22 protein-coding genes and 1 pseudogene are annotated in these 23,091 nt (G+C 62.4%); 11 read left to right on the forward strand and 12 right to left on the reverse strand.

Annotated features, from left to right (window positions below; genetic code table 11):
* Window positions 1-3: 3 nt before the first annotated feature.
* Window positions 4-678: a GTP cyclohydrolase II gene (gene ribA, locus BM062_RS16390; RefSeq protein WP_092398726.1), complete on the reverse strand. Its 675-nt coding sequence runs from the start codon at window positions 676-678 to the stop codon at window positions 4-6.
* Between the two features lie 233 nt (window positions 679-911).
* The gene (locus tag BM062_RS16395) at window positions 912-2,249 is read right to left on the reverse strand and encodes a reverse transcriptase family protein (protein ID WP_092398728.1); all 1,338 of its coding nucleotides are present in this window, start codon (window positions 2,247-2,249) and stop codon (window positions 912-914) included.
* Between the two features lie 342 nt (window positions 2,250-2,591).
* Between BM062_RS16395 and BM062_RS16400 the strand changes: the two genes are divergently transcribed.
* The 4 genes from BM062_RS16400 to BM062_RS16415 are packed head-to-tail and all read left to right on the forward strand — an operon-like array spanning window position 2,592 to window position 6,202.
* Entirely contained in the window at window positions 2,592-3,230 is a 639-nt protein-coding gene (locus BM062_RS16400) for a paraquat-inducible protein A (protein WP_092398730.1), read from the forward strand.
* The gene (locus BM062_RS16405; RefSeq protein ID WP_092398732.1) at window positions 3,227-3,946 is read left to right on the forward strand and encodes a paraquat-inducible protein A; all 720 of its coding nucleotides are present in this window, start codon (window positions 3,227-3,229) and stop codon (window positions 3,944-3,946) included. The genes BM062_RS16400 and BM062_RS16405 overlap by 4 nt, the downstream gene beginning before the upstream one ends.
* Complete coding sequence (locus BM062_RS16410; RefSeq protein ID WP_092398734.1) at window positions 3,936-5,570, forward strand: PqiB family protein; 1,635 nt, start codon at window positions 3,936-3,938, stop codon at window positions 5,568-5,570. Before BM062_RS16405 ends, BM062_RS16410 begins: the two co-directional genes overlap by 11 nt.
* On the forward strand, window positions 5,570-6,202 hold the full coding sequence (locus BM062_RS16415; RefSeq protein WP_092398736.1) for a PqiC family protein: 633 nt from the start codon (window positions 5,570-5,572) through the stop codon (window positions 6,200-6,202). The genes BM062_RS16410 and BM062_RS16415 overlap by 1 nt, the downstream gene beginning before the upstream one ends.
* Window positions 6,203-6,227: 25 nt before the next feature.
* On the opposite strand, the gene BM062_RS16420 is transcribed toward BM062_RS16415, so the two are convergent.
* The 4 genes from BM062_RS16420 to BM062_RS25165 form a co-directional block, all read right to left on the reverse strand.
* A complete protein-coding gene (locus tag BM062_RS16420) occupies window positions 6,228-6,962 on the reverse strand; it encodes an rRNA pseudouridine synthase (protein ID WP_092398738.1) in 735 nt (244 codons plus the stop codon).
* Window positions 6,963-7,021: 59 nt separating this feature from the next.
* Window positions 7,022-7,246: a hypothetical protein gene (locus BM062_RS16425; protein ID WP_092398740.1), complete on the reverse strand. Its 225-nt coding sequence runs from the start codon at window positions 7,244-7,246 to the stop codon at window positions 7,022-7,024.
* A gap of 102 nt (window positions 7,247-7,348) precedes the next feature.
* Window positions 7,349-8,893, reverse strand: a complete 1,545-nt coding sequence (locus tag BM062_RS16430) for a CYTH and CHAD domain-containing protein (RefSeq protein ID WP_092398742.1) — start codon at window positions 8,891-8,893, stop codon at window positions 7,349-7,351.
* An 87-nt stretch (window positions 8,894-8,980) separates the two neighbouring features.
* Window positions 8,981-9,193, reverse strand: coding sequence for a hypothetical protein (locus BM062_RS25165; RefSeq protein ID WP_139220078.1), 213 nt, complete (start codon window positions 9,191-9,193; stop codon window positions 8,981-8,983).
* Window positions 9,194-9,308: 115 nt separating this feature from the next.
* Here BM062_RS25165 and BM062_RS16435 point away from each other — a divergent pair.
* Window positions 9,309-10,037 (forward strand): annotated as a pseudogene (locus tag BM062_RS16435) (YoaK family protein); the annotation flags it as partial.
* 58 nt (window positions 10,038-10,095) lie between these two features.
* Here the strand turns inward: BM062_RS16435 and BM062_RS16440 are convergent.
* Window positions 10,096-11,547 carry an efflux transporter outer membrane subunit gene (locus BM062_RS16440; protein WP_371326597.1) on the reverse strand — a complete coding sequence of 484 codons (1,452 nt, stop codon included), beginning with the start codon at window positions 11,545-11,547 and terminating at the stop codon, window positions 10,096-10,098.
* 148 nt (window positions 11,548-11,695) lie between these two features.
* Between BM062_RS16440 and BM062_RS16445 the strand changes: the two genes are divergently transcribed.
* From BM062_RS16445 to BM062_RS16465, 5 genes are all read left to right on the forward strand, one after another.
* The gene (locus BM062_RS16445) at window positions 11,696-12,796 is read left to right on the forward strand and encodes an HlyD family secretion protein (protein ID WP_092398746.1); all 1,101 of its coding nucleotides are present in this window, start codon (window positions 11,696-11,698) and stop codon (window positions 12,794-12,796) included.
* Window positions 12,796-14,364, forward strand: a complete 1,569-nt coding sequence (locus BM062_RS16450; protein WP_092398748.1) for a DHA2 family efflux MFS transporter permease subunit — start codon at window positions 12,796-12,798, stop codon at window positions 14,362-14,364. The genes BM062_RS16445 and BM062_RS16450 overlap by 1 nt, the downstream gene beginning before the upstream one ends.
* A gap of 45 nt (window positions 14,365-14,409) precedes the next feature.
* Entirely contained in the window at window positions 14,410-15,111 is a 702-nt protein-coding gene (locus tag BM062_RS16455; protein ID WP_092398750.1) for an SDR family oxidoreductase, read from the forward strand.
* A gap of 128 nt (window positions 15,112-15,239) precedes the next feature.
* On the forward strand, window positions 15,240-15,737 hold the full coding sequence (locus BM062_RS16460; protein WP_092398751.1) for a winged helix-turn-helix transcriptional regulator: 498 nt from the start codon (window positions 15,240-15,242) through the stop codon (window positions 15,735-15,737).
* Window positions 15,738-15,788: 51 nt separating this feature from the next.
* Complete coding sequence (locus tag BM062_RS16465) at window positions 15,789-16,289, forward strand: GAF domain-containing protein (RefSeq protein WP_092398753.1); 501 nt, start codon at window positions 15,789-15,791, stop codon at window positions 16,287-16,289.
* Window positions 16,290-16,291: 2 nt separating this feature from the next.
* Here BM062_RS16465 and BM062_RS16470 read toward each other — a convergent pair whose 3' ends face one another.
* The 5 genes from BM062_RS16470 to BM062_RS16490 form a co-directional block, all read right to left on the reverse strand.
* Window positions 16,292-17,734 carry an aldehyde dehydrogenase family protein gene (locus BM062_RS16470; RefSeq protein ID WP_092398755.1) on the reverse strand — a complete coding sequence of 481 codons (1,443 nt, stop codon included), beginning with the start codon at window positions 17,732-17,734 and terminating at the stop codon, window positions 16,292-16,294.
* Window positions 17,735-17,866: 132 nt separating this feature from the next.
* Window positions 17,867-19,543 carry an acid phosphatase gene (locus BM062_RS16475; RefSeq protein ID WP_175501045.1) on the reverse strand — a complete coding sequence of 559 codons (1,677 nt, stop codon included), beginning with the start codon at window positions 19,541-19,543 and terminating at the stop codon, window positions 17,867-17,869.
* A gap of 67 nt (window positions 19,544-19,610) precedes the next feature.
* Complete coding sequence (gorA, locus tag BM062_RS16480) at window positions 19,611-20,969, reverse strand: glutathione-disulfide reductase (protein ID WP_092398759.1); 1,359 nt, start codon at window positions 20,967-20,969, stop codon at window positions 19,611-19,613.
* A gap of 76 nt (window positions 20,970-21,045) precedes the next feature.
* Entirely contained in the window at window positions 21,046-21,318 is a 273-nt protein-coding gene (locus BM062_RS16485) for a DUF2917 domain-containing protein (RefSeq protein WP_175501046.1), read from the reverse strand.
* A 135-nt stretch (window positions 21,319-21,453) separates the two neighbouring features.
* Complete coding sequence (locus BM062_RS16490; RefSeq protein ID WP_092398764.1) at window positions 21,454-22,314, reverse strand: fumarylacetoacetate hydrolase family protein; 861 nt, start codon at window positions 22,312-22,314, stop codon at window positions 21,454-21,456.
* 121 nt (window positions 22,315-22,435) lie between these two features.
* Between BM062_RS16490 and BM062_RS16495 the strand changes: the two genes are divergently transcribed.
* Entirely contained in the window at window positions 22,436-23,068 is a 633-nt protein-coding gene (locus BM062_RS16495; RefSeq protein ID WP_061540312.1) for a LysE family translocator, read from the forward strand.
* Window positions 23,069-23,091 lie beyond the last annotated feature (23 nt).

Consider the following 23,091-nt stretch of genomic DNA (forward strand, 5'->3'; position numbering starts at 1 on the left):
CGACTACAGCTCGTTTTCGTCCAGGTCGTGCTCCAGGCCGTCAATCGGCAGCAGGTGGCCCAGTTTCGCCGCCTTGGTGTCAAGGTAACGGGTATTGAACGGATTGCGGTTGAGGATCAGCGGAATCCGCTCGACCACGGTAATGCCGATTTTCTGCAACGCCGCCACCTTGCGCGGATTGTTGGTCATCAGCCGCAAGGCCGTGATATCCAGGTGCTCCAGCATGGTTTCGCATAAGCTGTAATCGCGCAGGTCGGCGGCAAATCCCAGCTGCTGGTTGGCTTCCACCGTGTCCGCGCCGCCGTCCTGGATATGGTAGGCGCGCAGCTTGTTGATCAAGCCGATGCCGCGCCCTTCCTGGCGCAGATACAGGATGGCGCCGCGCCCTTCGGCGGCAATCTTTTGCAGCGCCCCTTCCAGCTGCGCGCCGCAATCGCAGCGCTGGCTGAACAAGGCGTCGCCGGTCAGGCATTCGGAATGGACACGCGCCAGGACCGGCGCGCCGTCGTTGACTTCGCCCAAGGTCAGGGCCAGGTGTTCTTTGCCGGTAGCGTGTTCGATAAAGGCATGCAGCTGGAAGGTCGCCCAAGGCGTGGGCAGCGCGCAAGACGTCACATACTCCAGTTTTTGGTCGGTTACGGCGGCGGCCAGGCTGCTTTTGTTATTAGTGGTGCTCATCAGATGGATTTATGGTGAATAAAAGGCATGGCATTGCATAAATGGCATGCCGATAACATGCATTTCGGTTTTAACGTTACATAACATATCAATTACTAGCCATCCATTTTACGAGCATTCGAAAAAACACGTATGACGCTCCTGCAACTGTATCTTGCCAGCGATGAAATTGACCGGATGACAACTGAATATCGGCACGAGACCGTAAAACAGGTGCGGTAACGGTTGGAGACTCAACCCTTAGGCCATGCGATTTTGTCAAACAGCTGTTGCAGCCGCTTGCCGCGCTGCGGGTTGACCATCCGCACATAGGCGATCCTGCCGGCCAGGAATTGGCGATGATTGTCTCGCCCATCCCGGTTTTGCGATGCCGGTCCGTGGCGGATGCAGTTTGTCAGCGCAGCCTTCAGGTTGTCGAATTCCTGGCGCGGGATATTGGGGTGGCGGTTGACCACGATGCCGGTTACCTGCTGCCTGGCGCCGCTGCGCATCATCCGGGTTTTCCTGGTGTTGACCGAAAACCCCTCTTCCAACGCGATCGCCGCCACTTGCACATGGAAACGGTCCATCGCCCGTTCCAGTTCGCCGTCGCCGGAAAACGCCAGGTCGTCGGCGTAGCGGCTGTAACCGGCGTTGAGCGAGGCCGCCAGGGCCTGCAGCCGCAGATCCAGCCGGTAAGCGCACAAATTGGCAAGCGCCGGCGAGCACGGCGAGCCTTGCGGCAGATGGCGCTGGCGAAAAACCTGCCGTTCCTGCCAGGACAATGCGCCGGCGCTTGCCGGATCTTGATGATTCAGTACGCTGCCCGGCGTCCGGTGCGTGCAAAGGCGGGACAGGATGCCGGCAACCCTGGACGGGTAACCCAGCCCGGTAAATAGCGCATGGATCCGCGCCGCCGGGATGCTGGTGAAAAAATTCTTCAAGTCCATGCGTATCACTACCCGCTTGCCGGCATGGCGCGCCGCATGCGTCACGCATGAGTGGCCGCGCCGGAAACCTTGCGCCGCCGGGTGCAGCGGCAGCAGGTCGAGCAGGCCGCGCAGTATCTGGCCTTGCATGGTCCGCAGGCGCGGCTTGGGAATTTCGAGCAGGCGCAGCCCGCCGCTCCGTTTTGCTATCCAGCGATGGTGGTAATGCTGCAGGGCTGCCGCCGGCGGCGGACTAGTGCGCCATTTGTCGGCGAACCAGTCCAGCTCGGACGGCCCTGCCTTGAGCCACTGCGCGAGGTCGGCAGTGGTGGCTAGCGCAGGCAGCGGCAGCGCCGATACCCATGCCGGCTTGCCGGCTGGCAGAGGCAGGTCCAGGCAAAAATGCCGGATCTGCGGCGGCTCGCTATCCAGCCATGCATCGGCAAAGCCTTGGTGCGCCAGGATCAGCGCGGCCAGTTCGGTGCGGCCATGGCGATGCAGCCGGTCGCCGAACTGTTTGTATACAGCCCGGCACAATGAAGGTATCCAGCGCCATTTCTTTCCAAGCGCCCGTCTTGCGCCTTGCTGCATGGCCTCAACGCTCGCTTCGCGCGCGAGGAAGGTGTCGGCAAGAGCCAAGGCGACGAAAGTTTGTGGAGTCATTTGCTCAAGGTAAGCGAGGCGGCGGAGAGCCTTCAACCAGTCCCGTCATGCGTGAGCCGAGCCTGCACCGTGGTGCAGGGCCGCTCATGCGTTGCATTGCCCAGCCAAAATATCCCGCGGGGTAACCCCGCAGAGGCGTCCCATTACACAAGGTAACAGTGCGCCGGCTTGAAGGGTCCGCCGCCCGGCCACACTATGTGAATATGGCAGGAGTGTCAACTGGCGTGCGGGCGGCGCCGCGGCCCTGCATGCTTGCCTAGGCAAGCATGCGATTTCAACTATCTGTCGGTGGCGGCGCATATTATTGTTAGAATCTTACCTGTTGAATTTTTTTAATACTTCATGCGCGAAGTCCCCAACCTGATTGCCTGCGAAGGATGCGATGCCCTGTATCGCAAGGTACAGCTGCGCCGTGGAGAGATTGCCCATTGCCCGCGCTGCGGCACCGAATTGGAGCGTGACGCCGGCCGCCAGCGTGAGCGCATCCTGCCGCTGACGGTGGCCAGCCTGATCATGTTCGTGATCGCCAACAGCTTTCCCATCGTCGAAATCGAGCTGCAAGGCTTGAGCAGCCGCACCACCCTGTTCGGCGCGGTGCTGTCGCTGACCACCGAAGGCATGTCGCTGGTGGCCCTGCTGGTGCTGGCCACCACCATCCTGTTTCCGCTGCTGCAGCTGCTGTTCCTGTTTTACCTGCTGGTGTCGCTGCGTAATCAGCGTAACCCGCAGCGCCGCCCGCCCGGTTTCAGCTGGCTGGTAAGGGCCATGCAAAGCTTGCGGCCGTGGGGCATGGTGGAAGTGTTCTTGCTCGGTGTGCTGGTGGCGGTAGTGAAATTATCGAATATGGCGACCGTGATCCCGGGCGTGGCCCTGTGGGCGTTCGGCGTGCTGACGGTGCTGCTGACCGCGGTGGTGTCTTTCAACCCCCGGCACTTCTGGCAGATGGCCTATGCCGAACGCAGCCAGGAAGAGATTGCATGAGCACCGGCGCCGCCACCGCGAATACTGCCGTTCCCGCCGAAGACGAAGACCTGGCGGTGCGCACCGCCGCCGGTCTTGGCATGATGTCCTGCCATCATTGCGGCACCGTCTGGCAAGAGGTGCGCGAACACGAGCATTGCGGGCTCTGCGGCACCGCGCTGCACCTGCGCAAGCCGGACAGCATCCGCCGCAGCTGGGCTTTCCTGATCGCGGCCTGCATCATGTACATCCCGGCCAACCTGATGCCGGTGATGATCACCAAGACCTTGCTCGGCGTGCAAGAGGATACGATCATGAGCGGCGTGATCTATTTCTGGGTATCCGGCGCCTGGGAGCTGGCGGCGATCATTTTCATCGCCAGTTTCCTGGTGCCGCTGTTCAAGCTGGCGTCCCTGATCCTGTTGACCTGGACCGCGCAGAAGCGCAGCCGCTGGCGCCGCCTGCAGCGCGCCAAATTGTACCGGCTGGTGGAAATCATCGGCCGCTGGTCGATGCTGGATGTATTCGTGGTGTCGCTGCTGGCGGGCCTGGTGCAGATCGAAGGATTCGCCAAGATCACCGCCGGTTTCGGCGTGCTGGCGTTTGCCTCGGTGGTGGTGCTGACCATGCTGGCGGCGCTCAGCTTCGATCCGCGCCTAAATTGGGACAACAGCGGGGACAGCAGCGATCAAGAGATGGATGAGAATCAGAGGATGAAAGCACAAGATGAGCGATGAAAACACCCGCGGCGGCGCCCTGCCTCCTTTGCCCGAGCCCAAGCTGAGCCGCAAGCGCGACTGGCTGCCGTCGCTGATCTGGCTGATCCCGATCGTCGCCGCGGTAGTCGGCTTGACGCTGGTGGTCAAGATCCTGGTCGAACGCGGGCCGTCGATCACCATCACCTTCCGCACCGCGGAGGGCCTGGAAGCGGGGAAAACCAAGGTCAAGTACAAGGACGTCGATATCGGCCTGGTGCAAACCATCACCCTGAGCAAGGATCGTTCGCACGTGCTGGCCAATGTCCAGCTGTCGAAGGAAGCCGAAAGCTTTACCGCCGCCGACACCCGTTTCTGGGTAGTGCGGCCGCGGGTAGCGGCTTCCGGCGTCTCCGGCCTGAGCACCTTGCTGTCGGGCGCCTACATCGGCGCCGACGCCGGCACTTCCAAGGAAACCAAAGACGAATTCACCGGCCTCGAAGTGCAGCCTATCGTCAGGCTCGACGCCTCCGGCAAGCAATACATGCTGCACGCCACCGACATCGGTTCGCTGGACATCGGCTCGCCGGTCTACTACCGCCGCATCAAGGTCGGCCAGCTGGCGGCATTCGACCTGGACGCCGACGGCAAAGGCGTGACCTTGCGCATTTTCATCGATGCGCCTTACGACAAGTTCATCGGGGTCAACACCCGTTTCTGGCATGCCAGCGGCTTCGACATGCAGATCAACGCCAGCGGCTTCAAGCTGCGCACGCAATCGCTGGCGACCGTGGTGCTGGGCGGCATAGCCTTCCAGGCGCCGGACGACCAGCTCGGCACCACAGCCAAGGAAAACACCACCTTCAACCTGGCCGCGGACGAAGAAGCCGCCCTGAAGGAACCGGACGGCCCGTCGGAAACCGTGGTGATGTATTTCAACCAGTCGCTGCGCGGCCTGACGCCAGGCACCACCGTCGATTTCCGCGGTGTGGTGCTGGGCGAGGTCAAATCGATAGGCATAGAGTACGATACCAAGCGCCGCGAATTCAGCATGCCGGTGGTGGTGCAGGTCTATCCCGAGCGGCTGGGACGCCGTTATGCCGAGGATGAAAAACACTCGAGCTACACCGCCAAGCAGCGCCTGCAATACATGGTCAGCCGCGGCCTGCGGGCGCAGCTGCGCACCGGCAACCTGCTGACCGGCCAGCTGTATGTCGCACTCGACTTTTTCCCGAAGGCGGCGCCGGCCACCATAGATACATCGAGCGCCATCATCGAGCTGCCGACCATCCCCAACAGCCTCGATGAAATCCAGTCGCAGATCGCCGAGATCGCCAAGAAACTCAGCAAGGTGCCGTTCGACCAGATCGCCGCCGACCTGCAGAAAACCCTGGGCACCCTGAACCGCACCCTGCTCAATGCCGAACAGCTGACCAAGAGCCTGAACAACGACGTCGCGCCGGAAATCACTGCTGCCATGAAGGATGTGCGGGTCACGCTGGACAACGCCAACCGCACCCTGTCCGACAATGCGCCGCTGCAGCAGGATATCCGCGCGACCCTGCAGGAACTGACACGCTCGGCAGCGTCGGTGCGGATCCTGACCGACTACCTGGAACGCCATCCGGAAGCCCTGATCCGCGGCAAGCAAGAGGAAAAGAAATAATGACATCCACCACATCAACACGCATCTGCGGCATTGCTGCCGCGCTACTGCTGGCCGGCTGCACTTCCGCTCCCACCCACTTTTACACGCTGGCGGCGCCGGCAGCGGCGGCGCCGGCCATCCAGAATTCCAGGCTGTACATCGACGTCGCGCCGGTCTCCCTGCCAGAACGCCTGGCGCGGCCGCAACTGGTGGTGCGCAGCGCCGGCAGCGCTTCCAGCACGCGGGTCGACATCCTGGAGCAGGAACGCTGGTCGTCGCCGTTCAACAATGAATTGCGGGACGCGCTGGCCAGTGGCATCGCCAATCGCCTGGGTGCGATCGACGTCAGCCGCAGCGGCCGGCCGACGGACCAGCCGGTGTACCGGATTGCGGTCGAGCTGCGCGAATTCGACGCCGTGCCCGGCGACAAGGTGCAAGCCACTTACGGCTGGACCATCAGCCGTTCCGACAACGGCCGCAGCAGCGCCTGCCAGCTGAACGTGGCGGCCGCAGTCACTCCGGGGATAGATGGCTTGGTGCTTGGGGTGCAGCGCACCGTTGCGGATGTGGCCAATGGCATTGCCGCCAACATCACGGCATTCAAGGCGAATCCCGCAGCCGCTTGCCAGGTCGCCAGTCCGCAGGCATGAACATCAAAAAAGCATCAAAAAAACGTCAGAAGCGTTCGTAACCCAGCAGATAGCGCCATTCGCCGACCGCCAGGCCGGCCATCGGCAGGCGGCCGATACGGATGCGCTTGCTGGCCACCACTTGCAGCCCGACCTGTTCGCACATGTGCACGACCAGCCCGCGCGGCGGCGCCTTGAGGGCGAAACGCAGGCGTCTTTCGTTTTGCCAGCTGACCTTGATCGGCGGCAGCGGCTTGCGGTTGAAACTCAAGCCGTGGTTCAGCAATTTCAGCCCGTCGGGAATGATGTCGCCCGCGACTTCGACTATGTATTCATGCTCGATCTTGGCGGCGTCGTCCACCAGCTTGCGGGTTACCCGCCAGTCCTGGGTAAACACCAGCAAGCCGCTGGCCAGCGTCTCCAGCGGTTCGATCAGGTTCAGGTTGGCCAGGTGGCGCTTCAGGAAACGCAGTTCGGCGCGGTCGGCGGCGGCGCGCTTGTCCGGCACGATCAGCTGCGCCGCCAGCTCGCTCAGCGCCGGGCCGGCGAACAGGTCGAGGCCGGCCGGCTTGTGGAACAGGATGGTGACCGGGTCTTGCGGTTCAAGCGTAGCGTCCGCGGCCAGCTCCACCTGCTGCCGCGCACCGATGCGCAAGCCAGGTTCTTCCACCACTTTGCCATCGACCTTGACCCAGCCGCCCTCGATATATTGTTCCGCCTCGCGGCGGGAGCAGGAAACCAGTTCGGCGAGATGTTTTGCAAGGCGGATTGATTCAGTCATGTATGAGGTCCGGAGACATAAAAATTGCGGACGGCCATTGTAACCGTCTTACCCCTGGTTCATTTGCGATACAGTTCAGGCCGCGGCTTGTTGCGCTGTTCGTAGATCGTCTTGGCGTCTTCGCGCGCGCGCTCCAGCGTACGCATGACGGGATCGTCGTCGTGCAGGGTGAAAAAATCCTCGGCTTGCGCGTTCATCACATACTTGATCGCGGCCTTCTCTTTCACGTCGTACAGCTCCACCAGCAAGGTGGTGACTTCATCCAGGTATTCTTCATAGGTCATGGTTGACTCCGGTGTTCCTTGCCGCGCTCACCTTCATCCACGGTGTTACAGGAAGAGCCCGGCGAGCGTATTTTGCACCAAATGCGCCTGAGGACCAAGCCATCAGGATGAATGTCCCCGCACCGGCGGCTTCAATGCGGCGAATCTTCGCCACAAGCGGCTGATTTCTGGCTTGTGTTTGCCGCCGGAAGCCAGCAGGCTGACCGCCACGCCGCAGGATCCGGCCAGTTCGGGATGCAGCTCTGCCAGCTGCTGCAGCAGCTGGGCAGCGACGCTGCGGTCGTTGTCCGCGCCCAAGCCATCTTGCAAGTCGCCGAGCGCCGCCAGGTAGGCATGGGTGTGCCTGGCCGGAAAATACGACACAAAGAATTCGGTGGCGTAGCGCGCCTTCTTGGCCGCGATCCTTACCCGGTGGCGCCTGGCGGCGTCCTGCCGCTTGATGCGGCTGCCCCGTTTCAGCAATTTTTTCTGCAGCCCCGCGAGCTTCCTGACCGCGAATTTTTCCAGGGGCGCAGACAGCGCGGCCACCTGCCCTGCGCCCAGTTCTTCGCGCCAGCGCCGCCCTTCTATCCAGCTGCCCAGCAATAACAGCAGGCGCGTATATGCGCGCGAAGTCACCGCAGTCGCGACCGCCTGGCGACGCCTGCCGGCTTCACTGAAAGTGAGCTGCCGCAAACTGTCCAGCTGCCGCTCGTCCGGGCAACGCCTTACCGCTTCGTCCAGCGTCGCCACGGCCAGCACCTCCCAATCGCGGGCAGGCCCCAGCGTGGCCGCCAGCCAGTCAAGCCGTTCCGCTATTTCCGGCGGCGCCGAGATGACCTTTTTAAACAGGCCCAGCACAGCGCGCAAACGCCGCAATCCGACCCGCATCTGATGCAGGCTTTCCGGATCGGCGCCATGCACCACGCCATCTTCATTGCCTTGCATCTGCGCCAGGCAATTGCCGAGCAGGGCCTGGAATCCCTGCTCCAGCGTCAAGCCGGACGCCAGCTCGATCGGCTTGGCCTTGACCACGGCAGGCGCGTGCGGCGCATGCATGGCATAACCGCGCTCGGCCTTGCTGGCGTTGGCGGCGCGCAGCGGCAGCGTCTGCTGCAAGGCCAGCGCCAGTTCAAACAGGCTGGCCGCGTTGCCGGCCTTGAGCTCCAGTTCGATTTCGCTGATCGGAATGCTCTTGCCGCCATGCAGGATTTCGCCCTGGTCCAGGGCTAGCTCGACTTCGTCCCCGGCCTGCGACCGCAGCAGCCAGATTGTGCGTTTGAATTGTGTGGTGAATATCGGCAGCAGACGATTGGCAAGGCTTGGCGCCGCCAGCAATGCAGCCACCGCCGAACCGGGCTCCAGCAGTCCGCACAGCGCGTGCAAGTCAGGCGCCGCGCCGCTGACCTCGGACTCCCATTCAGGGCGTTGATGCAAGCCGGCTGCCGCCTGGCCGCCGCTCTTGCAAGTCTGGATCCAGCGCGAGCCCGCCTTGCGCACCCGCAGCGCAGTGTGGCTGCGCTGCAGGTGCAGGTCGGGCGTGTCGAAGTAGATGCTGGTCAGCTGCTGTGACCGGGGCTTGCCGGTGGCGTAATGTTTTAACAGGGGATGGCGGCGAAAGCTTGCGACGTCCCGCGGCTCCAGTAGCAGTTTTAATTCGATTTCCATGCTTCTAGCATACTTCCAAACCGCTGCTTTCAGTAAGCTATTGTGTTAATGCCATGCACCTGGATTGAGCCGGAACCAGCCAGAATCCTAGAATTCGCGGCTGCGCGAACGGCAGGCTCGCTTCATCGCCGGAATCATGCTGTAGCCGCTTTGCCGATAATAACGATAGAAATAGAAAAAGGTTTTCATGTCAGGCGCGCCAATGTCCGAGGGATTGAGGGTTTCCAGCAAGAACGGAGCGCGTGGCGCGGCAGTTGACCAGATGTCGATGAAATAACAATCTTTAACCTTTGCACTCATCCTGCCCGCTTCTAGCCCGCTTCTAGCCCAACTCTTGTCCGATAGCCGGCCCTGCCTGCACAGCCGGCTTCCGGCAGCGTAATATCATGCTGTCCAGATCAAGCGATTGTCATCGATGCCGATTCCATATTTGAGAAAACTGACTGGCAAGGAGCGCAGCCAGCAAGCAAACCGCCACCTGGCGTTTTTCCTGTCCTTCATCGCCGGCGCGATCAATGCCGGCGGCTTCCTCGCGGTCGGGCAATACACTTCCCACATGTCCGGCATCGTTTCGTCGATGGCGGACAATCTTGCACTGGGTTCGCTGGGGCTGATGCTGGCTGGCCTGGCATGCCTGCTGTCGTTCCTGTTCGGCGCCATGACATCTGCCCTGCTCATCAACTGGGGACGGCGGCAAGACCTCCATGCGGAATTTGCGCTGCCTTTGATGCTGGAAGCGGGCTTGCTGCTGGTGTTTGGCCTGCTGGGCGGCAACCTGGAAGGACATAAATGGCTGTTCGTGCCGATCACCGTGATACTCCTGTGCGCCATCATGGGTTTGCAAAACGCCATCATCACCAAGATTTCCAAAGCCGAGATCCGTACCACCCATATCACCGGCATGGTCACCGACATCGGCATCGAACTCGGCAAGCTGGTTTACTGGAACCGGCTGGAGCCTGGCAGCAAGCAGCCAGACGTCATCGCCGACCGCGCCAAATTGCGGCTGCTAACCACCCTGGTCATGCTGTTTTTCAGCGGCGGCCTGGTCGGGGCACTGGGCTTCAAGCATATCGGCTTCATCGCCACCGCGGTGCTGGCCGCTACCTTGATGTGCCTGGCGATCGTGCCTATCGTCGACGATTTCCTGAAATTTCAGCGCAATGCCTGAATTCAAGACAAGGCTTGTGATTGCTTAAGTACTACCAGCCGCCGCCCAAGGCGCGAAACGTCGCCACCACGGCACGGCCGCTGCCGGTTTGTGCGCGCGCCAGCTGGTCGCGCGCGGCCAGCAGCTGCCGGTCTTGCTCGAGCACTTCCGCCAGGCTGGTGGCGCCGCCCTTGTAAGCGTCCTCCGAAGAATCCCGCGCCCGCACGTTGGCATCGACTTCACGGATCAACTCCCGGCGTTCAGCGTCGAGCTCGGTTTGCATCACCAATGCGTTCTCGACGTCCTCGGTCGCCCGCAGCATGGATTGGCGGTAACCTGCCAGCGCTTCCGCGTTGACGCCTTTGGCGCGCGCGACTTCGGCATCGACCCGGCCGAAGTCGAACAAGCGCCAGCGCAGGCCGACCAATGCCAGCGGCTGGAAACTGGCGGACGATGGTGTCGCGCTGCTCAAGCTTTCAAAGCCGAGCAGCGCCGACAATGAAAATTTCGGATAGTACTCGGCAATCGCCACGCCGATGCGGGCATTCGACGCCGCCAGGCGCCGTTCGGCGGCAATCACATCGGGCCGGCGGCGCAGCAGGTCTTCCGGTTTCAGGGTTACCGCCAGCGCCGGGATGGACGCTTCAGCGGCGGGTTCCGCCAGTTCCGCGGCATAGGTGCCGGGCTGGGCGCCCATCAGTACATCGAGCCGATTCAACTGGACATCGCGTTCAGCCCGCAGCGGTGGGATGGTGGCCTTGACCTGGGCCAGGCGCGCTTCGGCCTGGGCTTGCTCGCGCTGGGTCGACATGCCCTCCTTCAGCCGCAAGTTGACCAGCTCCAGCAAATCGCTGTCGGCCTTGATCTCGTCCGCCGCAAGGGCGATGCGGGTTTGGGCGCCGCGCACGCGGAAATAGGCATCGGCGGCTTCGGCCGCGACCGATACACGCACGCCCAGCCGGTCGGCCTCGGCCGCCTGCGCTTCGGCGCTAGCCGCCTCGGCGCCGCGGCCCAGTCCGCCGGCCAGGTCGATTTCCCAACTGGCGCCAACACCGTCGCTATACAAGGTGGCGTTACGGCGGTAACCGGGCTGGTGGCTGGCCAGTTCGCCCAGCTCGCTTTGCAGCGACTGGCGCTCTTTGGCGACCTGGGCGCTCACGCTGCCGACCGGCAGCAACGCCGCGCTCGACAGGTGCGCAACGGCGCGCGCCTGCTCAACCCGGGCCAGCGCGGCGGCCAGGTCCAGGTTCTGCGCCAGCACCCGCTCGATAATCCGCGTCAGCGCCGGATCATTGAAATGTGCCCACCAGGCATCCAGGACGAGCGGCGCGCTGGCCGCGACTGGCGCCGCATGATGAAACGCCTTTGGCATGGTCGAGGCCGGCCCGGCATAGTCGGGACCGGCGGCGCAGGCGGCCAGCGCCAGCAACATTGCTGCGCCGAGCAGCGTCTTCGGCGCACGCGACAGGCGTGCCGTCGGCATTACGGCCTTGCTGGTTTTCATGGTGGTTTCCTTTTGCCCTGCTGTTTAAAAAAGAATTTTTAGTAACTTGCATTACGCTAGTCACTAGTGTAAAGTGACTTTCATTATGAAAGCAAGTTGTTTTTTTCAAGTCTCGCCGATAGGCATATACATATAAGGAGCTGCAACCATGACTGATTCGGCAACTGACACGGGCGCGCCCGCCTTGCCGCCAAAACGGAAAAAACTCGGCGGCAAGATACGGATAGCCACCGGGCTCGCCATCGTCGTCAGCATCGGCGCCGCCGCCTACGGCTGGCATTGGTGGAACAACGGGCGCTTCATGGAGAACACCGATGATGCGTATGTCGGCGGAGACATCACCGTGATCAGCCCGAAGGTGCCGGGTTATATCGTCTCGGCGGCAGTGACCGACAACCAGGCGGTCCACGCCGGAGACCTGCTGGTGAAGCTCGATGACCGCGACTACAAGGCCACCCTGGAAAAAGCCGAAGGCGCGGTTGCCGCGCAGCAGGCCTTGCTGGCCAACCTGGATGCGACGCGCAGCCTGCAGCAGGCAGTGATCGCGCAAACCAGGGCCGGCGTGACCGCCAGTTCCGCCGAGACGCTGCGCTCGCGCGACGATGAACAGCGTTACCAGAACCTGTCGGCCAAGGCTGCGGTCTCGGTGCAAAGCGCACAACGGGCCAACGCCGATTACCAGCAGGCGCTGGCCAACGGCCAGAAAGCGCAAGCCGTGCAAACCGCGGCGGAACGCGAACTGGGCGTGATCGCCACACGCCGCCAGCAAGCCGCCGCCGCACTGGCGCAAGCGGTTGCCGAACGCGATATCGCCAGGCTCAACCTCGGCTATACCGAGTTGCGGGCGCCGATCGACGGCACCATCGGCAACCGCTATGCACGCAACGGCGCCTATGCCGCGGCCGGCAGCCACATGATGTCCATCGTGCCGGCGCGCGGATTGTGGATCGACGCCAATTTCAAGGAAAGCCAGCTGGCCCGGATGCATCCCGGGCTGTCCGCCACCATCGAAGCTGACGTGTTGCCGGGCCGCCGGTTCCACGGCCATGTCGCCAGCATGGCGCCGGCCACCGGCGCCCAGTTCAGCGTCCTGCCGCCGGAGAACGCCACCGGCAATTTCACCAAGATCGTGCAGCGCGTGCCGGTGCGCATCGTGCTGGATGACGCCGACAGCGTGCTGGGCGTGCTGCGGCCGGGCTTGTCGGTACAGGCTGAAGTCGATGCCCGCAGCAGCCGGAGCCTGCAGTAATGAGCACTTCAGCTGCCCGCGCGCCATTGCAGCTTATCCTGCCGGCCGACATGAGCACCGTGGCCAAGGTGCTGGCCTTCGCTTCCATGTGCGTCGGCATGTTCATCGCGCTGATCGATATCCAGATCGTTTCGGCCTCGCTGCGCGAGATCGGCGGCGGCTTGTCGGCCGGCGCCGATGAGACGGTCTGGGTCCAGACCAGCTACCTGATTGCCGAGATTATCGTGATCCCGCTGTCCGGCTGGATGTCGCGCGTGATGTCGACCCGCTGGCTGTTCGCCATCTCGGCCGCCGGTTTTACCCTCACCAGCCTGCTGTGCGGCATGGCATGGAATATCCAGAGCATGATCCTGTTCCGCGCGCTGCAAGGCTTCCTCGGCGGCTCGATGATCCCGCTGGTGTTCACTACCGCATTCGCCTTCTTCGCCGGCCCGCAGCGCGTGATCGCGGCCGCCACCATCGGCGCCATCGCCTCGCTGGCGCCGACGCTCGGCCCTTCCGTCGGCGGCTGGATCACCGACAACTATTCCTGGCACTGGCTGTTCTTCATCAACCTGGCGCCGGGCATCTTCGTCACTGTCGCCGTGCCGATCCTGGTCAAGATCGACCGCGCCGACTGGTCGCTGCTGCGCAACGCCGACTACCTTGGCATGGCATTGATGGCGCTGTTCCTCGGCTGCCTGGAATACACGCTGGAAGAAGGCCCGCGGCTGGACTGGCTGGGCGACCCGGTGATCACCGCCACTGCCTGGATTGCCGGGGTCTCCAGCGTACTGTTCGTCTGGCGCAGCCTCAGCTACAAGTTTCCGGTGGTCGACCTGCGTGCGCTCAAGGACCGCAATTTCGCGCTTGGCTGCTTCTTCTCGTTCATTACCGGCGTCGGCATCTTCGCCACCATCTACCTGACGCCCGTATTCCTGGGCCGGGTGCGCGGCTACAGCGCCATGCAGATCGGCATGGCGGTGTTCTCTACCGGCGTCTTCCAGATCCTGTCGATCCCGGTGTATTCCTTCTTCGCCAACCGGGTCGATTTGCGCTGGCTGATGATGTTCGGGCTGGCCTGCTTTACGCTGTCGATGTGGCAGTTCTCGCCGATCACCCACGACTGGAGCGGCGCCGAACTGATGCTGCCGCAAGCGCTGCGCGGCATGGGACAGCAGTTCGCGGTGCCGCCTATCGTCACGCTGACGCTGGGCGGGCTGGCCATGGAACGGCTGCGGCTGGCGTCCGGCCTGTTCAACCTGATGCGCAACCTGGGCGGCGCCATCGGCATCGCGGTTTGCGCCACCATCCTCAACGATCGCACCAACCTGCATTTCTTCCGGCTGGCCGAACACCTGACCCGCAGCAACGACGCCACCAATGCGCTGCTGCAAGGCGCCGCCGGCACGCTGGGCGAGACCGGGGCGCTGCGGCAGCTGTGGAACCTGACTTACCGGGAAGCACTGACGCTGACCTTTTCCGACACCTTCCTGGCCATCATGGCTTGCTTCATCATCGCCACCGCGATGGTGCCCCTGATGCGCAAGGTCGCGCCGCCCAAGGCGCCGTCGGCCGACGCCCATTAACCTGACTTTGCTGTCCCTCTCCAACCGAACCAAAGGAAACACATCATGAAAATCAAAGACTCAGTCGCTTTCGTCACCGGCGCCAACCGCGGCCTCGGACTGGCCCTCGTCCACGAACTGCTGGCCCGCGGCGCCAGCAAGGTTTACGCCGGCGTGCGCGATCCGGCCAGCATCAAGCTGCCGGGCGTGGTTGCCGTCAAGCTGGATGTCACCAATGCCGAAGAAGTGGCCGCAGCAGCCGCCCAATGCAAGGACGTGACGCTGCTGATCAACAACGCCGGCATCGCCAGGGTGTTCAGTTATCTCGATCCAGCCGCGATCGATACCGCGCGCGAGATTTTTGAAGCGAATTTCTTCGGCACGGTACGCATGAGCCAGGCATTTACCCCGGTCCTCGCCAATAACAAGGGCGGCGCCATCATCAACATCCTGTCGGTGGCGAGCTGGGTCAATTCGCCGGAACTGTCCCTGTACGGCGCCTCCAAGTCTGCCGCCTGGGGCTTCACCAACGGCTTGCGCACTTCGGTGCGCGCACAAGGCACCCAGGTTGTCGGCCTGCACGTCGGTTTCATGGATACCGACATGACCCACGGCTTCGACCTGCCCAAGGTGAGCGCGCAAGAAGTCGCAGTGCAAACCCTGGCCGGACTGGAAGCCGGCCTGGAGGAAGTGCTGGCGGACGATATCACGCGCACCGTCAAGCAGGGCCTGACGACCGGCATCTACCTGGCGCCGCTGCAACGCTGATGCCGATGGCAGTCGTTTTGCCGCAGGCGCAACAGCAAGCCATTGCCTGCGCCTGAGGATTTGTCCCCGGATAGGGCCATAGTTGCTATCATATTGAAAGTCTTGAAAACGCTGAGAGGATATCCATCATGCAACGCAAAAGTTTCGGCAACATGCAATGCCCCATCGCGCGCAGCCTGGAACGTGTCGGCGAATGGTGGAGCATCCTGATCCTGCGCGACGCCTTCTACGGCCTGACCCGTTTCGACGAGTTCCAGAAACACCTGGACATCGCCCCCAACATGCTGACGCGCCGCCTCAACGCGCTGGTCGAAGAAGGCTTGCTGGAGCGCCATCTTTATTGCGAAAAGCCGCCGCGCCATGAGTACCGCCTGACCCAGCGCGGCCGCGATTTCCGTCCAGTGCTGCTGGCGCTGATGGCCTGGGGCAACCAGCATTTCGCTCCTGAAGGCGCAAGCGTCCTGCTGCTCGACACCGCCACCGGCAAAAGCGCCGATCCGGTGCTGATCGACAGCACGACAGGCAAAAGGATCAGCGAAAAAGACCATGTCATGGGCCCGGGCCCGGCCGCTGCAGAGCCTATCCTGCAGCGCTTCGCGCGCGCGGCTTCCGTGACTTCCAAATAACGCGGCGCCGGCAGCATCCACCGAATCAACCAAATTTTTTTAGGGATAACCATGTTCACGCCGCTGACAGCCGAAATTGATGCCGACTACGCCTCGCTGGCGCGCCAGGCCGCGAGCCTGCTGGAAGACGAACGCGACCTGACGGCCAACGCCGCGCAATTTTCCGCATTCATCTACCAGTCGCTGGCCGACCTCAACTGGGCCGGCTTTTATTGGGTCAAGCCGGCCAAAAAGGCAGGTGGCGAGGAATTGCTGGTCGGACCGTTCCAAGGCAAGGTCGCCTGCGCCCGGATTGCGTTCGGCAAAGGCGTGTGCGGCACCGCAGCCGCGGAGCGGCGCGCCATCCTGGTGCCGGACGTGCATGCGTTTGCCGGCCACATCGCCTGCGACGCCGCATCGAACTCGGAAATCGTGATCCCGGTGATGAAAGATGGACAGCTATACGGCGTGCTCGATATCGACAGCCCCACGCTGAATCGCTTCCGCCCTGAAGACCTGCAGGGGCTGGAGGCGCTGCTCGCGTTGTTCGTCGCGGCGACCGATTTCGCTTAAGTTCAGACCGTCTTGATGAACAGCGCAACCAGCTTGCGCGTCAAGCCGGTGTAGGGTGGATAGAACATCTTGGCCAGCATGATGCGGTTGCGCACCACCGCCCGCTCATGCGAAAACGCCAGGAAACCGTGGTGGCCGTGGGCGCTGCCGATGCCGGAATTGTTGACGCCGCCGAACGGCAGGTTGCCGTGCAAAAACTGCACCACGCAATGGTTGATGCAGGCGCCGCCCGAGGTCGTCTGCTGCATCACCTTGGCGATGTTGGCCTGCTTGCGGCTCCACACATAGAGCGCCAGAGGTTTCGGTTCGGCATTGATGCGGGCTATCACCGTATCCAGCTGCGCATAGCCAATCACCGGCAACAGCGGCCCGAAGATTTCCTCGCCCATGATCTTGGCGTCGTCCGGGATCCCGTCCAGCAATGTCGGCGCAATATAGCGCTGCGCTTCGTCAACCACGCCGCCGGTGATGACCCGCGCGCCGCGCGCAGTGGCGTCATCCAGCAGAGTTTTCACGCGCGCGGTATGGCGCTGGTTGACGATGCGCGCCAGGCTGCTGCTCCCGGCCTGCTCGGCTCCTTTGCCATAGGCGCTCTCCAGCGCTGCCACGCAGTGTCCGAGAAAAGCTTCCTTGACGCTGGCGTGCACATAAATGTGATCGGGGGCGATGCAGGTCTGGCCGTTATTGGTGAACTTGGCCCACAGGATGTTTTGCGCTGCAGCCTGCAGGTCGGCCGTCTCGTCGACGATGGTAGGCGATTTTCCGCCCAGCTCCAGCGTGACGCTGGTCAAGTGCTTGGCCGCCGCCGCCATGACGATCTTGCCGACGGCCGGCGAACCGGTGAAGAAAATATGGTCGAAAGGCAGCTCCAGCAATGCCTGGGCGACCGGCGCATCGCCCTCGAACAGCGCCACCTCGTCCTCCGTGAACACCGCGCGGATGATCTTGCCGATGACGGCTGACGCATGCGGCGTCATTTCCGACGGCTTGAGGATCACCGTATTGCCGGCAGCCAGCGCCGACACCAGCGGCCCCAGGCTCAGGTTCACCGGATAATTCCAGGGCGCCACGATCAGCACGCGTCCCTTGGGTTCGTATTGGGTATAAGCCGAGGTGCCGACCATCATGCGCGACGGCCAGACTTTCTTCGGTTTCATCCAGCGCCCCAGCTTGCGGATGGCGTCGTTGGCCTCGGCGATCACCGGCAGGATTTCACTCAGTTCCACTTCGGCGGCAGGCTTGCCGAAATCGGCAAAACCGGCGGCAATCACTTCATCCTTGTGCGCCAGCAGCGCGCTCTTCAGTTTCCTGATTTTCTGCAGGCGCTCGGCCTTGCCCGATTGGCGCAGGCGCAAAGCCGTTGTCCCCTGGGCATCGAATACGCGCCGGATCTCCTGCCGGACCTGGGCAAAATCGGCGCCGGCTGGCGTTGTCATTGTGTTCATGGCTGGCCTTTGACAAGAGCATTTGTATGCACCAATTAAAGCACATCGCCCGGCGCCGAGGACGGGCTTTTAATCGAGCGCTTCCTCGGCTTTGCCGATGCTTTTCCAGCCGGCTTGTTCAAGACGAACGGCCTATGCCAGGTCCAGGGTATTGGTCAGGTCGCCCAGCGGCGCCTGGCGGTTTTCCCGGAACGCCTGGTCGCGCGCCACCAATGCGTCCAGCTTGCGCAAGCCGTGCAGGCGGGTAATGAAACGCATGATGGAGGTGGTGTCGTACACGGTATGGTCGACAAACCCCTTTTTTGCATGCGGCGAAATGACGGTCGCAGGAATCCGCGAACCCGGTCCCCAGCGATCGCCCTTGGGCGGCGCCACATGGTCCCACCAGCCGCCGTTTTCATCATGGGTGACGATCACCACCATGTTCTGCCATTGCGGCCCGCGCTGCAGATGGGCGATGACGTTGGCGATGTGGCGGTCGCCCGATTCGACATCGGCATAACCCGCGTGCAGGTTCAGGTTGCCCTGCGGTTTATAAAAACTCACCGCAGGCAGCCGTCCGGCATCGATCTCCGCCAGGAATTTGTTGGTGGCGGGATCGTCGCCCAGCCCGGCGTCTTTCAAATGGGTTTCGCGCAGCGCCGTGCCGGGAGCAAAACTCTTGAAGTAATTGAACGGCTGGTGATGGTACTGGAAATTCGGCACCGCATCGTCGTTCGCCTTGCCCTCCAGCGCGGCCTGCCAGGCGCCGGCATACCAGGCCCAGCTGACGCCCTTTTCCGACAGGCGGTCGCCGATAGTGGCATAGGTTTGCGGCGGCAGCACCATCGGATCGCCCGCATCGGCGTAGGCCGCATCGCCGCCCTTGGCCGGTTTCACAAAACTGGGCTGGTACGGCGGCGCCATGGTATTGACCGCGTAACCGTCCGGCGTGATGGCGCGGTCGCGCAGGAATTTGGGCGGGCCGTCGATGGCCGAGGCCGGATTCTTGTCGTCCAGCTTCAGGCGCGTGCCCTTCGGATCATCCCCTTCCACGGTGGCCACGTTGTGGCGCGCCGGACTATTGTGGACATCGGGATAGAAAGGCGTCTGCCCGGAAACCAGGAAGATATGGTTGAGGTAAGAACCGCCGAAAGCCGACATGAAAAAATTGTCGCACAAGGTGTATTGCTCGGCCAGTTTCCACAGGCGCAGCTTGCTGGCGGTTTCGCCGTAGTGGCCCATGGTCAGGGCGCCGGAATCGGCCCACGCCACGAACTGGTCGTTCTTGCCGCCGTTGATCTGCATCTGGTTCTGGTAAAACTTGTGCCACAGGTCGCGCGTGACCACACTTTGCGGCAAAGGTTTGCCGTGCTGGTCGCTCAGCTTGAACGGCGCGTTGGGCAAGCCGCTGATCTGGTTTTCCGCAATCACGTAGCGCTGGCCGCCGACTTCCTGCGCCTGCGGCACCAGGCCGCCCCAGATCTTGGGCAGCTGCGCCAGCGGTGTCTTGCCGTCGCGGTCCAGCTGCGTGTAGCGGGCCTGCATCGCCTGTGACAAGGGTTTCTGCACGCCGGGGAAATTGCCGTACAGGTTATTGAAACTGCGGTTCTCGGCGTAGATCACCACTACATGCTTGACCGCCGATTGCAGCTTCTGGTCCAGCAGTTTTTCCTGCGCTGCGTCGGCGACCTGCTGGCTGCCGTCGCTGGCGCAGTCGGACAACGCCAGGCTGGCACCGACGGCAACCACGCTGCCGAGAAAGCGGCGGCGCGTGAAACCGACGGTCTCGTCTTCTTCTGTCACTTCCGGTTTTTGATCTTCGCTCATGGCTTCTTGATGTTGGTTCGCAGCGTGCCATGTTAGCAGCAGACCGCCATCTTTTGCCACGAAACTCTCAATCCGGGCGCGGCGTCCGCAGCGTGACGAACTCTTCGGCTGAAGTCGGGTGGATGCCGATCGTGTCGTCGAATACGCGCTTGGTGGCGCCGGCACGCAAGGCGACGGCGATGCCCTGGATGATCTCACCGGCGTCCGGCCCCACCATGTGGCAGCCGAGCACCTGGTCGCTGTCGGCGTCGACGATCAGCTTCATCATGGTTTTTTCATGGTAGTCGTCCAGGCTCAGTTTCATCGGCCGGAATTTCGTCTCGAAGACTTTCAGCTTGTGGCCGGCGCCCTGCGCCTGCTCTTCCGTCAGTCCGACCGTGCCGATATTGGGCAGGCTGAACACCGCCGTCGGAATCAGCCGGTAATCTACCGGACGATATTCCTCGGGACGGAACAGGCGCCGCGCGACGGCCATGCCTTCGGCCAGCGCCACCGGCGTCAGCTGCACCTTGCCGATGACGTCGCCCAGGGCCAGGATGCTGGGTTCCGAGCTGCGGTATTCCTGGTCGACCTTGATGAACCCTTTGGCGTCCAGCGCCACGTCGACATGCTCCAGGCCGAGGTTATCCAGCATCGGCCGCCGGCCGGTGGCGTAGAACACGCAGTCGGTGTCAAGCACGCGACCGTCTTTCAAGGTTGCCTGCAGGCTGCCGTCGGCCTGTTTGGCGATGCTGGCGATATCGGCCTTGAACTGCAGGTCGACGCCTTTCTTCTTGAACTCGTCGTTCAGGTGCTGGCGCACGCCATGGTCGAAACCGCGCAAGAACAGGTCGCCCCGGTACAGCAAGCTGGTCTGCGCGCCCAGGCCATGGAAAATCGACGCGAATTCGACGGCGATATAACCGCCGCCGACCACCAGCACGCGGCGCGGCAATTGCTTGAGGAAGAAGGCTTCGTTGGAGGTGGTGGCGAATTCCTTGCCGGGGATGTCCGGCACTTGCGGCCAGCTGCCGGTAGCGACCAGGATGTTGGCGGCGCTGATGCGCTGGCCGTTGATCTCGACCGTATGCTTGTCCAGCAGCCGGGCGTGGCCTTCATGCAGGGCGACGCCGCTGTTGAGCAGCAAGCCGCGGTAGACTTCGTTGAGCCGGTGGATCTCGCGGTTCTTGTTGGCGATCAGCGTGCTCCAGTCGAACTGCGGCTTGCCGGCAGTCCAGCCGAAACTGGAGGCTTGTTCAAAGTCCTCGCTGAAATGGGCGCCGTACACCAGGAATTTTTTCGGCACGCAGCCGACATTGACGCAGGTGCCGCCCAGGTAGCGGCTTTCCGCCACCGCCACACGGGCGCCGAAGCCGGCGGAAAAGCGCGCGGCGCGCACGCCGCCGGAACCGGCGCCGATTACAAACAGGTCGACATCAAAAGACATTGGCATTCTCCGCGGCCATGGACAGGCCAAGACACTCGCCCGGAACGGCGAGCAATGCCAAATATTACGCCATCGACTACGCCGTCGCTTGCTCGTAGGTGAAACTGGAAGGCTTCAGGGCGGTGATCACGATGTGCTTGGCGCCGTGCATTTCCACATCCTTGTTTTCATTCAGGAAAATGTCGCCTTTGAAATTCTCGGCGGTGATCCACAGCAAGCCGCTCAGGCACTTGATTCTTTCGCCCTGTTTCAAGGCTTTCTGGATCGAGATGGTCTGGTCTTCAGCCAGGTAGACAACGTCATGGGTATGTGCGCGGGTCAGTAGATGGCTGATGTTCTCTGATTTCATGGTTTGCCTCGGTATGTTGGCGTCAATCGCGTCAAACATTGACTGCCGGAATGTAAATTTATTATTATTTATTCCGGCAGCGATAACAATCCAGGAAATCAGAACAACACTTGTGCCTGCCAGGCACAAATCAAATCAGTCGAGCAAGCTCTCGTCCCAGGCGGACACGGTCTGCCGCTGTTCGCCAAGCCCATCGATGCCGAGCCGCACCACGTCGCCAGGTTTGAGATACAGCGGCGGTTTTTGCCCCATGCCGACGCCGGGCGGCGTGCCGGTGGAAATGATATCGCCCGGGTACAGGGTGGCGAACTGGCTGATGTAATGGACCAGGAAAGCGACATTGAAGATCATGGTCTTGGTGCTGCCGTCCTGGAAGCGCTTGCCGTTGACTTCCAGCCACATCGACAGGTTTTGCGGATCGGCCACTTCGTCGGCGGTGACCAGCCACGGCCCGACCGGACCGAAGGTGTCGCAGCCCTTGCCCTTGTCCCAGGTGCCGCTGCGTTCGATCTGGTATTCACGCTCGGAGACGTCGTTGATCACGCAATAACCGGCGACATGCGACAGCGCCTGGTCCAGCGCGACATAACGCGCCTTGCTGCCGATCACCACGCCCAGTTCGACTTCCCAGTCGGTCTTGACCGAATTTTTCGGCATCACGATGGCGTCGTCGGGACCGCTGATACAGCTGCTCCATTTATTGAACAGCACCGGCTCCGGCGGCACCGGCAAACCGGATTCGGCGGCGTGGTCGCTGTAGTTCAGGCCCACGCACATGAATTTCCCCACGCCCGTGAACGGCGTACCGATGCGGCCTGGTGCAGCAATTTCCGGCAGGCTGGCCGGATCGAGCCCGCGCAGCTTTGCCAGCCCGGCGGGCGTCAGCTGCTGCGGCGTGATATCCGCGATCACGCCGGACAAATCGCGCAGCTTGCCGCCGGCGTCCAGCATGGCCGGCTTTTCCTGGCCTTTCGGGCCTACTCGTAACAGCTTCATCTGTTGCTTCCTTTTTTAAAAAACGCCCTGCCTGGAAATACCCATGCGAACCGGCAAGTTTTAGCTCAAAATACGCAAGCTGGCCCCGAGCCAGCCTCCTGACAATCTTCTGGAAACATGTATGCCGAATCTTAATTTATTGCTGGGTTTTGCGCTGGTGGCTTTCGGCATGGTGCTCACGCCCGGGCCCAACATGATCTACCTGATCTCGCGCTCGATCTGCCAAGGCCCCAAGGCCGGTTTCGTATCGCTGGCCGGCGTCGCCACCGGCTTTGTGTTTTACATGCTGTGCGCGGCGTTCGGCATCACCGCCCTGCTGTTTGCCGTGCCGCTGGCCTATGACCTGCTGCGTTTCGGCGGCGCCGCCTATCTGCTGTACCTGGCCTGGCAAGCGGTAAAACCGGGCGGCCGCTCGCCGTTCGCGGTGCGCGACCTGCCTGCCGACAGCAACCGCAAGCTGTTCCTGATGGGCCTGTTCACCAACCTGCTCAACCCCAAGGTCGCTTTGCTCTACCTGGCGCTGCTGCCGCAGTTCATCGATCCAAACGGCGCCAGCATCCTGGTGCAGTCGCTGGTGCTGGGCGTGATCCAGATCGTGGTCAGCATCACCGTCAATTCGATGGTGACGCTGGCGGCCGGTTCGATCGCCGGCGTGCTCGGCAGCCGGCCGAGCTGGCTGCTGATCCAGCGCTGGCTGATGGGGACGGTGCTGGCCGGCCTGGCGGTGCGGATTGCATTGCAGGCAAAAAAATAAGCGGGCCGCTCCGGTTATTGGCT

It is taken from the genome of Collimonas sp. OK412 (assembly GCF_900112135.1).
Taxonomy (GTDB): Bacteria; Pseudomonadota; Gammaproteobacteria; order Burkholderiales; family Burkholderiaceae_D; genus Collimonas; species Collimonas rhizosphaerae.

Excerpts from the sequence above, each read along its gene's own strand:
- BM062_RS16400 (WP_092398730.1), top strand. The coding sequence starts at position 2,592 with ATGCGCGAAGTCCCCAACCTGATTGCCTGCGAAGGATGCGATGCCCTG.
- BM062_RS16460 (WP_092398751.1), top strand. The coding sequence starts at position 15,240 with ATGCAACGCAAAAGTTTCGGCAACATGCAATGCCCCATCGCGCGCAGC.
- BM062_RS16430 (WP_092398742.1), bottom strand. The coding sequence starts at position 8,893 with ATGGAAATCGAATTAAAACTGCTACTGGAGCCGCGGGACGTCGCAAGC.
- BM062_RS16445 (WP_092398746.1), top strand. The coding sequence starts at position 11,696 with ATGACTGATTCGGCAACTGACACGGGCGCGCCCGCCTTGCCGCCAAAA.
- BM062_RS16450 (WP_092398748.1), top strand. The coding sequence starts at position 12,796 with ATGAGCACTTCAGCTGCCCGCGCGCCATTGCAGCTTATCCTGCCGGCC.
- gorA (WP_092398759.1), bottom strand. The coding sequence starts at position 20,969 with ATGTCTTTTGATGTCGACCTGTTTGTAATCGGCGCCGGTTCCGGCGGC.
- BM062_RS16425 (WP_092398740.1), bottom strand. The coding sequence starts at position 7,246 with ATGACCTATGAAGAATACCTGGATGAAGTCACCACCTTGCTGGTGGAG.
- BM062_RS16495 (WP_061540312.1), top strand. The coding sequence starts at position 22,436 with ATGCCGAATCTTAATTTATTGCTGGGTTTTGCGCTGGTGGCTTTCGGC.
- BM062_RS16405 (WP_092398732.1), top strand. The coding sequence starts at position 3,227 with ATGAGCACCGGCGCCGCCACCGCGAATACTGCCGTTCCCGCCGAAGAC.
- BM062_RS16485 (WP_175501046.1), bottom strand. The coding sequence starts at position 21,318 with ATGAAATCAGAGAACATCAGCCATCTACTGACCCGCGCACATACCCAT.
- BM062_RS16455 (WP_092398750.1), top strand. The coding sequence starts at position 14,410 with ATGAAAATCAAAGACTCAGTCGCTTTCGTCACCGGCGCCAACCGCGGC.
- BM062_RS25165 (WP_139220078.1), bottom strand. The coding sequence starts at position 9,193 with ATGAGTGCAAAGGTTAAAGATTGTTATTTCATCGACATCTGGTCAACT.
- BM062_RS16415 (WP_092398736.1), top strand. The coding sequence starts at position 5,570 with ATGACATCCACCACATCAACACGCATCTGCGGCATTGCTGCCGCGCTA.
- BM062_RS16420 (WP_092398738.1), bottom strand. The coding sequence starts at position 6,962 with ATGACTGAATCAATCCGCCTTGCAAAACATCTCGCCGAACTGGTTTCC.
- BM062_RS16395 (WP_092398728.1), bottom strand. The coding sequence starts at position 2,249 with ATGACTCCACAAACTTTCGTCGCCTTGGCTCTTGCCGACACCTTCCTC.
- BM062_RS16440 (WP_371326597.1), bottom strand. The coding sequence starts at position 11,547 with ATGAAAACCAGCAAGGCCGTAATGCCGACGGCACGCCTGTCGCGTGCG.
- BM062_RS16470 (WP_092398755.1), bottom strand. The coding sequence starts at position 17,734 with ATGAACACAATGACAACGCCAGCCGGCGCCGATTTTGCCCAGGTCCGG.
- BM062_RS16475 (WP_175501045.1), bottom strand. The coding sequence starts at position 19,543 with ATGAGCGAAGATCAAAAACCGGAAGTGACAGAAGAAGACGAGACCGTC.
- BM062_RS16490 (WP_092398764.1), bottom strand. The coding sequence starts at position 22,314 with ATGAAGCTGTTACGAGTAGGCCCGAAAGGCCAGGAAAAGCCGGCCATG.
- ribA (WP_092398726.1), bottom strand. The coding sequence starts at position 678 with ATGAGCACCACTAATAACAAAAGCAGCCTGGCCGCCGCCGTAACCGAC.
- BM062_RS16410 (WP_092398734.1), top strand. The coding sequence starts at position 3,936 with ATGAGCGATGAAAACACCCGCGGCGGCGCCCTGCCTCCTTTGCCCGAG.
- BM062_RS16465 (WP_092398753.1), top strand. The coding sequence starts at position 15,789 with ATGTTCACGCCGCTGACAGCCGAAATTGATGCCGACTACGCCTCGCTG.